Origin of the sequence: Streptomyces sp. NRRL F-5755 (assembly GCF_001279365.1) — a bacterium.
Lineage (GTDB): Bacteria > Actinomycetota > Actinomycetes > Streptomycetales > Streptomycetaceae > Streptomyces > Streptomyces rimosus.
In genome coordinates this window covers 26,890-42,126 of sequence record NZ_LGCW01000137.1, presented here as the reverse complement: position 1 = coordinate 42,126, position 15,237 = coordinate 26,890, and the positions used below count along the sequence as shown (strand labels likewise).

Genomic DNA, 15,237 nt, shown 5'->3' with positions numbered 1-15,237 from the left:
ACGGTCCCGGGCCGAACACGGAGAAGCCCCCGGCCCGGATTCACCGGGTCGGGGGCTTCGTCTGCCACGTTTCACGTGAAACAGTCAGCGGTCAGTCGCGTCGTCCTCCCGACGCGCCGCCGGCCGGGCCTCCGATGAAGCCACCGTCGTCACCGCCTCCGGTCCCTCCCGTGTTCGGTCCGGGCGTCGGGGTCGTGCCGCCGGTGTCCCCACCTCCCGGCCTGCCACCGGTCTGGCCACCGTTGGACGTACCGCCGTTGTGCCGGCATTCGATGTCCCAGTCCGCACAGGTCTGGGTCGGAGTGGGGCTCGCGGGCTCGCTGGGCTTCACCGTCTTGGACGGGGTGGGCTTCGGGGAGTTCGGCGCCGGAGCGGACGGGGTGGGCTTCGGGGACGGGCTCATGCCGTCGCCGTAGACCGTCTGACCGATCGGCGCGGGATCCGGGAAGCGTTCGAGCTTCTGGCCCTTCATCGCCTGTGTCATGTACTCCGCCCAGATGCGGGCCGGGAACGAGGCACCGTGAATCTTCTCCTCGCCGCCCACGCCGTACATCTTCAGGAACTGCTGCTGCTTGGCCTGGTCGTCCACCCGCCACATGCCGATCGTGGTGGCCAGCTGCTTCGTGTACCCGGCGAACCACGCCGACTTGTTGTCGTCGGTGGTACCGGTCTTGCCGGCCGCCTCACGGCCGTCGGGCAGCTTCGCCGCCGTACCGGTGCCCTTCTCCACCACGGTCTTCAGGACGTCCGTGACGTTGTCCGCGACCGCCGCGCTGAAGCCCGTCTTGGGCTTCGCGGTGTGCTCGTACTCGGTCTTGCCGTCCTTCTCGACGCTCTCGACCGAGTACGGGTCGTTCTGCTGGCCGCTGGCGGCGAAGGTGGCGTACGCGCCGGCCAGCCGGATCGCGCTGGGCGCCGAGGTGCCCAGCGAGAAGGTCGGGGTGGTCTTCGCCATGCTCTGGTCGTCACGCAGCCCCGCGGCGATGGACGCTTCCTTCACCTTGTCGCGCCCCACGTCCATGCCGAGCTGGATGAACGGTGTGTTCACCGAGAACTGCATGGCCGTACGAAGAGTGATCTTCCCGCGGTTCTCGTTGCCGTCGTTCGCCTGGTGCCACTCCTTGCCGTCCTTGTCGTGCCAGACGGTCCCGTCGTAGTTGAGCAGCTTCAGCTTGTTGTCGCCGTTGTAGATGCTGTTCGGTGAGACCCGCGTGCGCCGTTCGGGATTGTGCGGGTCCCGTACGCCGTCGGTCATGGCCGCCGCCAGCACGAACGGCTTGAAGGTCGATCCGACCTGGACACCGGTGTAGTCGGCGTTGTTCGTATAGTGCTGGGTCGCGTCCTTGCCGCCGTAGATGGCGACGATCTTGCCGGTCTTGGGGTCGACCGAGGCGCCGCCGAACTGGACGTGCTTGTCCACATCGCGCTGGTCGGGCTTGATGTGCTCCTTGGTGACCTTGTCCACGGATTCCGCGAGTTCGTTGACCTTCTTCTCGTCGAAGGTCGTGTGGATCTCGTACCCGCCCATCTTCAGCTGGGAGTCCGTGATCTTGGTGTTCGCCGTGATGTAGTTGTTGGCGAGGTCGACGAGGTAGCCCTTCTGGCCACGGAGGTCCATGGCCTTCTTGGGCTTCCTGGGCATCGGGAATTCCTTGATCTGGTCCCGGTCCGCCTTGTTCATCCGCTTGACCTCGACCTCACGGTCCAGCGTCCACTTCCAGCGGGCCTCGGCGCGCTTGAGGTTCGCGCCCTTGGCCTCCGTCGTGATGTACGGGTCGTAGAGGTTGGGGCCGTTGAGCAGCGCGGCCATGAAGGCACTCTCGCTCGGCGTGAGCTTGTCGCAGTCCTTGCCGTAGTACGCCCGGGCCGCGGCCTGGATGCCATAGGCACCGCGCCCGTAATAGGCGGTGTTGAGGTAACCGGCCAGGATGGTGTCCTTCTTCTCCTTGATGCCCACCTTCACCGAGATGAACAGCTCGGTGATCTTGCGCTTGAGGGTCTGCGACTGGTCGAGGTACGTGTTCTTCACATACTGCTGGGTGATGGTCGAGCCACTCTGGGTCTCGCCGCCCTTGGCCATGTTGAAGACCGCACGCGCGATGCCCATCGGGTCGACGCCCGAGTCCTGGTAGAACGAGGCGTTCTCCGCGGAGATCACCGCGTCCTGCATGGTCTTGGGGATCGAGGTGATCGGTACGATCTGCCGGTTGAGCTCACCACCGCCGGCGACGACCATCGGCTTGCCGTTGGACCAGTAGTAGACGTTCTTCTGCAGCTGCGACGCCTTCTGCACGTCCGGGATGTCCACGTAGGCGAGCGCGAGGCCGGCCGCGCCGACGAGCAGCGCCATGAAACCGATGCAGGTGGTGAGGATCTGCTTCCACGAGGGCACGAAGCGGCGCCAGCCGATCTTGCCGGACCGCGGGTAGTCGATGAACCGCTTCTTGCCGGGCTTGCCCGCTCCCCGGCCGCGCCCACGACCGCCTTCGCCACCACCGCCGCCGGTGCGCCGGCCTCCACCGCGTCCGCCATTGCCACTGCCTGAGGCCATCGCGGCCGTATCGGATGCGCGCCGCCGGCCGCCGCGTTGTGCGGCCCGCCGGGCCTCCGCTCTGCCGCCGGCCGGCCGCTCCTGCCCGTACGCTCCGGAGTCGGGAGCCGGGCCGGGGGCGGGTGCAGAGCCACGGGAGGGCGCCGCGCGGCGCCCCGATTGCTGTGCGGCTCGTCGGGCCGCTGCACGTCCGCCGCCCTGTGGCTGGGGCGGTTTGCGACGGTGCTCGCTCATGGAACGAATACTCCTCGGGCAGGCGCGCTATCTATCTCGTCGCCTGAAGGCGGCAGTTGGCTTCAGGTCCCCCCGACGTACGGCACCCATATGGCTCATGGGGTCGCACTACACCGAGGACGGGGACGTCCCCTGTCGCCCCACGGTTCCCGGCAGTCTGCATGCCGCACAGACTACGCACGGCCAAAACCTGCTCACTGTTGAAATTCACTCCAAATCCGTCAGGTTGGGTGGAACGAAACGGTGATGTGACGCCGCTCACCCTCCCCCCTCTTGTCCCTCCCGTGGACCCGACCTATCGTCTGGATGTATCGAATCGATACATCAGCTCGGCATAAAGAACGCACGAGGACAAGGAGGCGGGCATGAGCAGGCGGTCCGGCATCCTTGAGTTCGCCGTCCTCGGACTGCTGCGCGAATCCCCCATGCACGGCTACGAGCTGCGCAAACGGCTCAACACGTCGCTGGGGGTCTTCCGTGCGTTCAGCTACGGCACCCTCTACCCCTGTCTGAAGGCGCTGGTCGCGAACGGCTGGCTGACCGAGGAGACGGGCAGTGATCCGGAGACCGCGCCCGCGTCCCTCACCGGCCGCCGGGCGAAAATCGTCTACCGGCTGACGCCGGAGGGGAAGAGCCACTTCGAGGAGCTGCTCGCCCACTCGGGCCCGGACGCGTGGGAGGACGAACACTTCGGTGTCCGCTTCGCCTTCTTCGGGCAGACCTCGCGCGACGTACGGATGCGGGTGCTGGAAGGCCGCCGCAGCCGCCTGGAGGAACGCCTCGAGAAGATGCGCACCTCCCTGGCACGTTCGCGCGAACGGCTGGACGACTACACCCTCGAGCTGCAGCGGCACGGCATGGAGTCCGTGGAACGCGAGGTCCGGTGGCTCAACGAGCTGATCGAGAGTGAACGCGCCGGACGCGATCAACGCGCCGTGGACCCCGCTGAGCGGAACCAGAAGGACACGTCAGGAGATACGGGCGGCCTGCCCCGGCGTCGGGGTGGTTCCCGGCCGGATCCGTCCGATGACACCACCACATGAGGCTCCGCAGTCCGCGGGGCCTTGTCGAGAACACAGGGAGCAACCGGAATGGGTTCGGTTCGCGTAGCCATCGCCGGCGTGGGCAACTGCGCCGCCTCGCTGGTACAGGGCGTCGAGTACTACAAGGACGCAGACCCGGACAGCCGCGTGCCCGGCCTGATGCACGTGCAGTTCGGCGACTACCACGTGCGTGACATCGAGTTCGTGGCCGCTTTCGACGTCGACGCCAAGAAGGTCGGCCTCGACCTGGCGGACGCCATCGGTGCCAGCGAGAACAACACCATCAAGATCTGCGACGTGCCGAACTCCGGTGTGACCGTGCAGCGCGGCCACACCCTCGACGGCCTGGGCAAGTACTACCGCCAGACCATCGAGGAGTCCGACGAGGCGCCGGTGGACATCGTCCAGGTCCTCAAGGACAAGCAGGTCGACGTCCTGGTGTGCTACCTGCCCGTCGGCTCCGAGGACGCCGCGAAGTTCTACGCCCAGTGCGCCATCGACGCCAAGGTCGCCTTCGTCAACGCCCTGCCGGTGTTCATCGCGGGCACCAAGGAGTGGGCGGACAAGTTCACCGAGGCCGGTGTGCCGATCGTCGGTGACGACATCAAGTCGCAGGTGGGCGCCACGATCACGCACCGCGTGATGGCCAAGCTCTTCGAGGACCGGGGCGTCGTCCTGGACCGCACGATGCAGCTGAACGTCGGCGGCAACATGGACTTCAAGAACATGCTGGAGCGCGAGCGCCTGGAGTCCAAGAAGATCTCCAAGACGCAGGCCGTCACCTCGCAGATCCGCGACCGCGAGCTGGGCGAGGACAACGTCCACATCGGTCCGTCGGACTTCGTCGCCTGGCTGGACGACCGCAAGTGGGCCTACGTCCGCCTCGAAGGCCGCGCCTTCGGTGACGTCCCGCTGAACCTGGAGTACAAGCTGGAGGTCTGGGACTCCCCGAACTCCGCGGGTGTCATCATCGACGCCCTGCGCGCCGCGAAGATCGCCAAGGACCGCGGCATCGGCGGCCCGGTGCTCTCCGCGTCCTCGTACTTCATGAAGTCGCCGCCGGTCCAGTACTTCGACGACGAGGCGCACGCGAACGTCGAGAAGTTCATCAAGGGTGAGGTCGAGCGCTGAGCACCGCGCCGTCCCCCTAGCCCACAGGCCCCCGGAATTTCCGTCCGGGGGCCTGTGTGCTGTGTGAGGCTGGTCCTCATGTCCGTTGTGCGTGACCTCCGCGTACTGCTTCAGCTGCGTGACTTCCGCTCCCTGCTGGCCGTACGGCTCCTCTCACAGGCCGCCGACGGTGTCTACCAGGTCGCGCTCGCCACATACGTCGTCTTCTCGCCCGAGAGGCAGGCGTCTCCCGCGGCCATCGCCTCCGCCATGGCGGTCCTGCTGCTCCCGTACTCGCTGCTCGGCCCCTTCGCGGGCGTTCTCCTCGACCGGTGGCGCCGTCGTCAGGTCCTGCTGTACGGCAACCTGCTGCGTACCGTGCTCGCCGTCGGGACCGCCGGCCTGATCGCCGCGCGGGCTTCCGACTGGCTCTTCTACGCCTCCGCGCTCTCCGTCATGGCCGTCAACCGCTTCGTGCTGGCCGGGCTCTCGGCATCCCTGCCGCGTGTGGTCGCCGGTACGGAGCAGCTGGTCGTGGCCAACTCCCTGTCCCCGACCGCCGGCACGCTCGCGACGACCGCGGGCGGTGGGCTCGCCTTCGCCGTCCGGTTGGCGGGAGCGCAGTCGAACACGGTCGTCGTGCTGCTGGCCGCCGCTCTGTACCTGGGTGCCGCCGGTGTCTCGCTGCGCATGGGCCCGGGGCTGCTGGGGCCGGACCCTTCCCAGCTCCAACCGCGGGTCGGCGCGGCTCTGTTGAGCACCACGCGCGGCCTGGTGGACGGGCTGCGCCACCTCCTGGACCGACGTACCGCAGCGGCGGCACTGACGGCGATGACCGTACTGCGCTTCTGCTACGGGGCGCTGACGGTAACGGTGCTGATGCTGTGCCGGTACGCGTGGGCCGACAGCGAGTCGGGGGGACTGGCGCTCCTCGGGATCGCCGTCGGCGTATCAGGGGCGGGCTTCTTCGCTGCCGCCGTCGTCACGCCGTCGGCCGTGGCCAGGTACACGCCCCTGGCCTGGATGGCGTGCTGTGCGGGGCTGTCTGCGGTACTGACTCCGGCCCTGGGACTGTCCTTCGCGTACGTACCGCTGCTGATCGCCGCCTTCGTCCTCGGTCTCAGCACTCAGGCAGCCAAGATCTCCACGGACACGGTGGTGCAGTCGTCGGTGGACGATGCCTTTCGCGGCCGTGTCTTCGCGGTCTACGACATGCTCTTCAACGTCGCCTACGTCGGCGCCGCGGCCGTGGCGGCGCTGATGCTGCCGCCGGACGGCAGGTCCGGTGTGCTTGTCATCGCCGTGGCTCTGCTCTACGCGACAACCGCGGTGTCGCTGATCCGCTGCGTACGGCGCTAGCCTCCTGACGCCCATTCCTGGGGCACCCCAGCAGCGACAGGCTCACCCTGCGACCCGATACGTTACGTGCTTTCAGCTCACACGTTGACGCATCGTTTTCAGGGGGACCTTCATGACCATGCCGCCGCCTCCGGGGCAGAACCCGTACGGCCAGCATCCCTACGGCCAGAACTCGTACCCGCAGGCACCGAACGCTCCGTACGGGCAGCCGCCGCAAGGGCCCACTCCATACGGCCAGCCCCCGCAGGCGCCGAACGCGCCGTACGGCCAGCCGCAGGGCGGCTACGCTCCTCCGCCGCAGATGCCGCAGCAGCAGGGCGCCCCCTGGCCGCAGGCAGCACCCCCGCAGCAGCCCTACGGAATGCCCCCGCAAGGTGCGGCACCCCAGCCGCCCGGGCCCCAGCGCTCGGACAGCATGGGCCGGAAGGTCTTCCGCGTGGTCCTGAGCCTTGTCGTGCTGGGCCTGGTGCTCGGCGGCCTCGCGGGCTTCAACTCCCTCTTCGGCACGGACGCCAAGAAGGCCGCCGTCGGTGACTGCATGAAGAACAACGGCACGACCATCCGGCCGGACATGGAGAAGGTGGACTGCACCGCCCCCGATGCCGCCTACAAGGTCGCCGAGGTGCATGACGACACCACCGACGAGAAGCTGTGCGACCTGACGAAGTACAACGCCTATTCGGAAGCCACCGGACGCCGGCACCGCAACAAGATCGTGCTCTGCCTCGAAGACATCAAGAAGTAGAGCCGGTCCCCGTTTCACGTGAAACACGACGGCACCCGCCGTCGTGTTTCACGTGAAACCACGCACTCACTGCTGCGCGGCCCACCACTCCCGCAGAGCGGCGACGGCCTCTTCCCGCTCCATCGGGCCGTTCTCCAGCCGCAGTTCGAGCAGGTGCTTGTACGCCTTGCCGACCTCCGGGCCGGGAGCGATGCCGAGGACCTGCATGATGTCGTTGCCGTTCAGGTCCGGCCGGATCGAGTCCAGCTGCTCCTGCTCCTGCAGTCGTGCGATGCGCTCCTCCAGCCCGTCATAAGCGCGGGAGAGCGCGTTGGCCTTGCGCTTGTTGCGGGTGGTGCAGTCCGAACGCGTCAGCTTGTGCAGGCGCCGCAGCTGCGGGCCGGCGTCCCGCACGTACCGGCGGACCGCCGAGTCGGTCCACTCACCCGTCCCGTAGCCGTGGAAGCGCAGGTGCAGCTCCACCAGCAGCGAGACGTCCTTGATCATGTCGTTGGAGTACTTCAGCGCGGTCATCCGCTTCTTGGCCATCTTCGCCCCCACCACCTCGTGGTGGTGGAAGGAGACCCGGCCGTCGCTCTCGAAACGGCGCGTCCTGGGCTTGCCGATGTCGTGCAGCAGCGCCGCCAGTCGGAGCACCAGGTCGGGGCCGTCCTCTTCGAGGTCGATGGCCTGTTCCAGCACCGTCAGCGAGTGCTCGTAGACGTCCTTGTGACGGTGATGTTCGTCACGTTCCAGGCGCAGTGCGGGCAGCTCCGGCAGCACCCGGTCGGCGATCCCCGTGTCGACCAGCAGCTTGAGGCCCTTGCGCGGGTGGGAGCCCAGCAGCAGCTTGTTCAGCTCGTCCCGCACCCGCTCCGCGGAGACGATGTCGATGCGCTCGGCCATGGCCTTCATCGCGGACACGACGTCCTCGGCCACCTCGAAGTCCAGCTGGGCGGCGAACCGGGCGGCCCGCATCATCCGCAGCGGATCGTCGGAGAAGGACTCCTCCGGCGTCCCCGGCGTCCGCAGGACACGTGCCGCCAGGTCCTCCAGGCCGTTGTGCGGGTCGATGAACTCCTTCTGCGGCAGCGCCACCGCCATGGCGTTCACCGTGAAGTCCCGGCGCACCAGGTCCTGCTCGATGGAGTCGCCGTAGGACACCTCGGGCTTGCGCGAGGTCCGGTCGTACGCCTCGGAGCGGTACGTGGTGACCTCGATGTCGAACGAGTCCTTCTTGCAGCCGACGGTGCCGAAGGCGATGCCGACCTCCCACACCGCGTCCGCCCACGGCCGGACGATCTTCAGTACGTCCTCGGGGCGGGCATCGGTGGTGAAGTCGAGGTCGTTGCCGAGCCGGCCGAGCAGGGCATCCCGTACCGAGCCGCCGACCAGGGCAAGCGTGAACCCGGCCTCCTGGAAACGGCGGGCCAGATCGTCCGCGACGGGGGACACCCGCAACAGTTCTCCGACGGCGCGGCGCTGCACCTGGTTCAGCGCGTCCGTCGACTGCGGGGTCCGCTCGGGCTGCGGGGCGGGGAAGTCATTGTTGGCGTTCGGCACAACAGAACAGGGTACGTGGCCGCGTCGCGCGAGGCGTCCCGTCGGCGGCGGCGCCGGGCAGCGCAGGAAATGGGGACGGGCACCGCTCCCGCCCGCCCGCCGAGCGATCTTGTGGACCAGTCCCCAGCACTTCCCCCCAGCGGGTCTCGTTACCATGCGTGGACGCACATTCCGACGACCACTGACGACGACGAGGGACGGGCGAACGCGTGGCCGAGGCGGCAGGGTTCCAAGGGAGTGAACGGCCGCGCGGTCGGTGGTTGCGCCGGGCCGCGGCGCTGATCGCCGGCGTGCCGCTGCTGGCGGGAATGATGCAGATCCCGGCCGCCCCCGAAGCCCGTGCCGCCGGCCCCCGCACCGTCGATGTCTCCGTCGACGCGCTGACTCCCAGCGCGCCGAAGAAGGACGACACCCTTACCGTCTCCGGCACGCTCACCAACGGCAGCAACGCCCCGATCACCGACGCGCACGTGGGCCTGCGGCGGGGCCCCTCCCTCAACAGCCGCAGCGCCATCGACACGGCCGCCAAGCGCACGGGCTTCTCCCCCGGAGCCGACGGCCAGGAGATCGAGAACCGCACCCAGAAGATCGACAAGCTGGACCCGGGCGTCAGCCGCACCTTCACCCTCCACGTGCCGGTCAAGGACCTCGACCTCGGTGACGACGGCGTCTACCAGCTCGGCGTCTCCGTGTCCGGCCGGTCCCAGGGCGCCTCCTACGAGCAGGTGCTCGGCATCAAGCGGACGTTCCTGCCCTGGCAGACCTCCGACGTGGGAAAGAAGACGCAGCTCACATACCTGTGGCCGCTGATCTCCTCGACGCACCTGACCGCGGAGACCGACGCCGACGCTGAGCAGACGCCGGTCTTCCGCAACGACAACCTGGCATCGGAGATCGCCCCCGGCGGTCGGCTCCAGCAGCTCGTGGCGCTCGGCAAGGACCTCCCCGTCACCTTCGTCATCGACCCCGACGTGCTCGCCTCCGTCGACGCGATGACCAGGACGTACAAGGTCGAAGGGCCGAACGGGCCCACGCCGGGCAAGAACCAGGCGGTCGCCAAGCAGTGGTTGAAGCAGGTGGAGGAGGCGGCGAAGACCCACGAGGTCATCGCGCTGCCCTTCGCCGACCCCGACCTGGCCTCGCTCGCGCACCGCGGTAAGGAGGTCCCCAGCGCCCTCGGGCACCTCGGCCCCGCCACGTCGCTGGCGGCCAAGACCGTGGAGACGGTTCTGGGCGTCAAGCCCCGTACGGACTTCGCCTGGCCCGCCGAGGGCGCCGTGGACTCCTCCATCGTCGATGTCGCCACCTCCGGCGGTGCCCACAACATCATCGCCCGCAGCGACAGCCTCCAGGAGGACAGCCTCTCCTACAGCCCGACGGCGGCCCGTCCGATCGGCGGCGGCAACACCGCCATCGTCGCCGACGCGGGACTGTCCACGGCGTTCGAGGGCGACCTGTCCAAGGCCGAGAACTCGACGCTTGCCGTTCAGCAGTTCCTCGCCCAGAGCCTGATGATCAACGGCCAGGAGCCCGGACGGCAGCGCAACATCGTCGTCGCGCCGCAGCGCACGCCTTCGGTCAGCCAGGCCCAGGCGATGGCCGCAGGCGTGAAGAACCTGGTGCCGGGCCGCTGGGCCGAGCCGCTGAACCTGGCGGGTGCCGCCAAGGCCGCGCCCGACCCCGGGGCCAACCGCGAGGTGCCCGCCGCGGCCGAGTACCCGGCCGCGCTGCGCAAGCAGGAACTCCCGACCGAGGGCTTCGAGGAGATCCAGGACACCCAGACCGCGCTGGACGACTTCGCGCCCGTCCTGGCCCAGCCCGGCCGTGTGGTGACGCCCTTCGGCAACGCCATCATGCGGGAGATGTCCACCGAGTGGCGGGGCGACGAGGCGGGCGCCGCGGCCTTCCGCAGCTCCGTGCGCACCTACCTCGACGGTCTGACGAAGAACGTGCAGCTGATCCAGAAGTCTCCCGCGACGCTCTCCGGGCGCAGCGCGACGATTCCGGTGACGGTGCAGAACAACCTGGTCCAGGGCGTCAAGGGACTGACGCTGGAGCTCACGTCCTCGCAGCCCAACCGGCTCGACACGGGCGAGCCGCAGGAGATCACGGTCGACGGCGGCCACAGCCAGTCGTTCAAGTTCGACACGACGGCGAACGCCAACGGTCCCGTGCAGGTGACGGCGCAGCTCTACACCTCGGACGGCAAGCCGTACGGCCGGCCGATGACCTTCCAGGTCAACGTCACCGAGATCACCTCGACGATCATGCTCGTCATCGCGGGCGGCGTTCTGCTGCTCGTCCTCGCCGGTGTCCGCATCTACCTCCAGCGCAAGCGCGCCGCGTCGGGGCGCGACGGGGACGGGACCAACGGCGACGGCACCGACGGCGACGGCGGGTCCGAGGGCGGCAACGGGGGTGACGGTACGGACGGTGACGAGCCGGTGCAGCCGGGTGACCGCGAGCCGGACACCGGTTCGGAAAGCACGGACGCGTCCGGCTCAGGTGAGAAAGTGGACCGTTGATAGATGGCGGGGCCGGATGGCCGGCGACGGATGAGGTGGGGCAGCGATGAATGCGCCGTACGACGGTGACCGCGGCAGGGGTGCGCACGACACCCCCGCGGGTCAGGGACCGCCGACGCCCCAGGGGCAGCAGCCCCATGACCCGTATGTGCACGACGCGTACGCCAACGACCCCTACCGGTCGCAGGACCCCACGGCCCAGGACCCGGTCAACGACGTCTTCTACGACCGGTCCGCGCACCCCCCGCCGCCTCCCGGGCAGGCCCCGCACCCGCTCTACCAGCAGCCGCCCGCCCCGCAGCACACCCCTGACCCGCAGGTGTGGGCCCCGACCCCGCCGCCCGAGCCGCAGGGTCCGACGCGACACCTGCCGTACGGTGACGACGCCGCCACGACGCAGTTCGTGGGCGTGGACGACCTGATCTCACGGGCCGCCGACGAGCGCCGGGAGCCGGACGCCTTCGCGCACCTGTACCGGGACCAGCAGCAGCCGTACGAGCCGCAGCGTCCGATGACGCCGCAGCAGGAGCCGGTGCCGCAGGCCGCCTCCGTACCGGAGCAGCCGCCGACACCCGCACCGGAGCCAGCGGCTCCCGCCAAGCGCTCCGGCGGGCGCGCGTCGTCGCTGCTGAAGTCCAGTGCGGTCATGGCCGCGGGCACGCTGGTCTCGCGCATCCTGGGCTTCGTCCGCAACCTCGTCATCGCCGCGGCGATCGGCGTCGGCACCCTCAACGACTCGTACCAGGTCGCCAACACCCTTCCGACGATGATCTACATCCTGGTCGGCGGCGGCGCCCTGAACGCGGTGTTCATCCCGCAGCTCGTGCGGGCCATGAAGAACGACGAGGACGGCGGCGAGGCGTACGCCAACCGCCTCCTGACGCTGGTCACCGTGCTGATGGCGGGCATCACCACGGTCTGTGTGCTGGCGGCCCCGGTCTTCATCGGCATGATGTCGCCGAAGATCGCGTCCGATCCCGAGCAGATGGACGTCGCGGTCGCCTTCGCCCGCTACTGCCTGCCCACCATGTTCTTCATGGGCGTGCACGTGGTGCTGGGGCAGATCCTCAACGCCCGCGGGCGGTTCGGCGCGATGATGTGGACCCCGGTCCTCAACAACATCATCGTGATCGCCACATTCGGCGCCTTCATCTGGGTCTTCGGCAGCTTCTCGCAGAGCGGTGTGAGCGCGGGCAACGTCTCCGCCGACGCGGTCCGGCTGCTCGGTATCGGCACGCTGCTCGGTCTGACCGTGCAGGCACTCGCCATGTTCCCCTACCTCCGGGACGCCGGTTTCCGGCTCCGCCCGCGCTTCGACTGGCGCGGCCACGGGCTGGGGAAGGCCGCGCGGCTGGCCAAGTGGACCTTCTTCTTCGTGCTCGCCAACCAGCTCGGCCTGGTCGTGGTGACCCAGATCGCCACCTGGGCCGGCTCGGTCGCCGAGGGCCAGGGCCACTCCGGTACGGGTATCACCGCCTACAACTACGCGCTGCAGCTGTGGCAGATGCCGCAGGCCATCATCACCGTCTCGGTCATGACCGCCGTCCTGCCGCGCATCTCACGGGCCGCCCACGATGGAGACGTCACCGCCGTACGCGACGACATCTCCTACGGTCTGCGCACCTCCGCGGTGGCCATCGTGCCGTGCGCCTTCGCGTTCCTCGCGCTCGGTGTCCCCATGGCGACGCTGATGTTCTCCAGCGCTGGTGCCGGTGCCACCAACATCGGCTACGTGATCATGGCGTTCGGCCTGGGCCTGATTCCGTACTCCGCGCAGTACGTCATCCTGCGCGGTTTCTACGCCTACGAGGACACCCGCACGCCGTTCTTCAACACCGTGATCGTGGCCGCCGTCAACGCCGCGGTCTCCGGTCTGTGCTTCCTGGTCCTGCCGGCCCGCTGGGTCGTGGTGGGCCTCGCCGCGGCCTATGGACTGGCCTACGCCGTCGGCGTCGGCGTGGCCTGGCGGCGACTGCGCACACGGCTGGGCGGCGACCTGGACGGGCCGCACGTCATTCGTACGTACGCCCGCCTCGCCGGGGCCTGTGTGCCCGCCGCCCTGGTCGGCGGCGCGGCCGCATACGGAATCACCCTGGCGCTCGGCAGCGGTGTCACCGGTTCCCTGGCCGCCTTGGTCGGCGGCGGTGTCACACTGATCGCCGTCTTCTTCCTCGCCGCGAAGCGGATGCGGGTCGAAGAGATGAACGCGATGGTCGGCATGGTGCGCGCCAAGCTGGGCCGCTGATCGGGCACAACCATCGTCCGCAACCGTGTGTCGTGCATAGTGGCGGACTGTGGGCACAATTGTCTTGGCTCGGAGAGCCTGCAACGGATGGGGAGGCAGGAACGACGGTGGCGGAACGGAGCACGGCTGCCGTCGACGTGGCCGACACGAGCGGTGAGGAACCGCTGACCGCCCAGGCGGGACAGGCCACGAACGACGGTGCGGAGGCCGAGAGCGTAACCGGCACGGACAAGGACACCGCACGCACCGGCGATCAGCGTGCCGTGGTGTCCGACACCAAGCCGCCCGAACTGCACAGCGGCCACAAGCTGGCCAGACGCTACCGCCTCGAAGAGTGCGTCACCCGTCTGGACGGATTCAGCAGCTGGCGTGCGGTCGATGAGAAACTGCGCCGTGCCGTCGGCGTACACATCCTGCCCGCCGACCACCCGCGGGCCCGCCCCGTGCTGTCCGCCGCCCGCTCCGCCGCGCTGCTCGGTGACCCCCGCTTCGTGCAGGTCCTGGACGCGGTCGAGGAGAACGACCTCGTCTACGTCGTGCACGAATGGCTGCCGGACGCCACCGAGCTGACCGCCGTGCTCGCGAACGGCCCGCTCGAACCGCACGACGCCTACCAGCTCGTCAGCCAGGTCTCCCAGGCCATGGCCGCCGCCCACCGGGAGGGCCTGTCCCATCTCAGGCTCAACCCGAGTTCGGTGCTGCGGACCGAGTCCGGGCAGTACCGCATCCGGGGCCTGGCGGTGATGGCCGCGCTGCGCGGCATCACCAGCGAGCACCCGCAGCGCACGGACACCGAGGCGATCGGCGCGCTCCTGTACGCCGCCCTGACCCAGCGCTGGCCGTACGAGAGCGACGCGTACGGCCTGTCGGGGCTGCCCAAGGACGTCGGCATGATCCCCCCGGACCAGGTACGGGCCGGCGTGCACCGCGGCCTGTCCGAGCTGGCCATGCGCGCGCTGGTCAACGACGGTGCCACCGCGTCCCGCCAGGAGCCGGCCTGCACCACTCCGGAGGAGCTGGCGAAGGCCGTCACGGCCATACCGCGCATCCGTCCGCCGGAGACGTCCTTCACCTCGCCGCCGCCCTACCAGCGCACCGGCTACCAGCAGGGCACGTACGGCCAGCCGCCGACGCGCGCCGGCGGGGCGTCGGCGCGGACCGCACCGGTACCCACCCCGCCGCCACCGCTGCAGAGCCGTACCGGCCGGGCGCTGAAGTGGTGCGTTTCCGGCCTGCTCATCGCGGCGCTGGGACTCGGGAGCTGGCAGCTGGCCGACACCCTGTTGCAGAACGAGGGCCAGGACAACCAGGAGAACTCGCAGCCGGAGAGCGGGACACAGCAGAAGAAGCCCCCGCCGAAGCCGATCGCGATCGACGACGTCACCGAGTTCTCGCCGCTCTCCAGCAGTCCCGTCGCCGGTCGGCATGATCCGCCGTCGAACGCCGTGGACGGTGACCTCGGCACCGCTTGGATCACCGGCGAGTTCAAGGGCTGGGCGAACTTCGGCAACCTGCCGCCCCGCAAGGACGGCAGCGGCCTCGTCGTCGACCTGGGGAGCGTGAAGGAGGTCTCCAGCGTCGAGGTCAGCATGTACCGGCCGGGCCACACGGCCGAAGTGCTCGCCGCCGACCCGTCCGCCTCCAGCCCGACCACCCTCGGCGCGTTCCCGCAGCGCCTGTCGAAGCTGGAGAAGTCGGGCAACACCTTGTCCGTGAAGCTCGACAAGCCCATAAAGACGCGTTACGTCCTGGTTCACATCACGGAGCTGCCCAGCGAGGATTCGGGCGGCGGTTACCGGGGCGGCATTTCGGAGATCAAGGTCAGCGGCTGATCCCTTCGATTGCTTATCACCGAACCCGAAGCCGAAGAAATCAACGGGTCG

9 protein-coding genes are annotated in these 15,237 nt (G+C 69.0%); 7 read left to right on the top strand and 2 right to left on the bottom strand.

Translation table 11 applies throughout. The features are described 5' to 3' along the window. Positions 1-91: 91 nt before the first annotated feature. Positions 92-2,785 (bottom strand): transglycosylase domain-containing protein, encoded by a 2,694-nt coding sequence (locus ADK86_RS15105; protein WP_053697054.1) that lies wholly within the window; start codon positions 2,783-2,785, stop codon positions 92-94. Positions 2,786-3,150: 365 nt separating this feature from the next. Between ADK86_RS15105 and ADK86_RS15100 the strand changes: the two genes are divergently transcribed. From ADK86_RS15100 to ADK86_RS44475, 4 genes are all read left to right on the top strand, one after another. Then, positions 3,151-3,828, top strand: a complete 678-nt coding sequence (locus ADK86_RS15100; protein WP_030598834.1) for a PadR family transcriptional regulator — start codon at positions 3,151-3,153, stop codon at positions 3,826-3,828. Between the two features lie 48 nt (positions 3,829-3,876). After that, complete coding sequence (locus ADK86_RS15095) at positions 3,877-4,959, top strand: inositol-3-phosphate synthase (RefSeq protein ID WP_030598837.1); 1,083 nt, start codon at positions 3,877-3,879, stop codon at positions 4,957-4,959. A gap of 78 nt (positions 4,960-5,037) precedes the next feature. After that, complete coding sequence (locus ADK86_RS15090; protein ID WP_053697087.1) at positions 5,038-6,297, top strand: MFS transporter; 1,260 nt, start codon at positions 5,038-5,040, stop codon at positions 6,295-6,297. 112 nt (positions 6,298-6,409) lie between these two features. Then, on the top strand, positions 6,410-7,042 hold the full coding sequence (locus tag ADK86_RS44475; RefSeq protein WP_063789001.1) for an LppU/SCO3897 family protein: 633 nt from the start codon (positions 6,410-6,412) through the stop codon (positions 7,040-7,042). Between the two features lie 66 nt (positions 7,043-7,108). On the opposite strand, the gene ADK86_RS15080 is transcribed toward ADK86_RS44475, so the two are convergent. Beyond that, a complete protein-coding gene (locus tag ADK86_RS15080) occupies positions 7,109-8,584 on the bottom strand; it encodes a CCA tRNA nucleotidyltransferase (RefSeq protein WP_033034618.1) in 1,476 nt (491 codons plus the stop codon). A gap of 260 nt (positions 8,585-8,844) precedes the next feature. On the opposite strand from ADK86_RS15080, the gene ADK86_RS15075 reads away from it, so the two are divergent. The 3 genes from ADK86_RS15075 to ADK86_RS15065 all read left to right on the top strand — a co-directional run bounded on the left by ADK86_RS15075 (position 8,845) and on the right by ADK86_RS15065 (position 15,186). Next, on the top strand, positions 8,845-11,109 hold the full coding sequence (locus tag ADK86_RS15075) for a DUF6049 family protein (RefSeq protein ID WP_267888793.1): 2,265 nt from the start codon (positions 8,845-8,847) through the stop codon (positions 11,107-11,109). A 46-nt stretch (positions 11,110-11,155) separates the two neighbouring features. Continuing rightward, positions 11,156-13,354 carry a murein biosynthesis integral membrane protein MurJ gene (gene murJ / locus ADK86_RS15070; protein WP_053697052.1) on the top strand — a complete coding sequence of 733 codons (2,199 nt, stop codon included), beginning with the start codon at positions 11,156-11,158 and terminating at the stop codon, positions 13,352-13,354. 107 nt (positions 13,355-13,461) lie between these two features. Then, positions 13,462-15,186, top strand: a complete 1,725-nt coding sequence (locus ADK86_RS15065) for a protein kinase family protein (protein ID WP_053697051.1) — start codon at positions 13,462-13,464, stop codon at positions 15,184-15,186. Positions 15,187-15,237 lie beyond the last annotated feature (51 nt).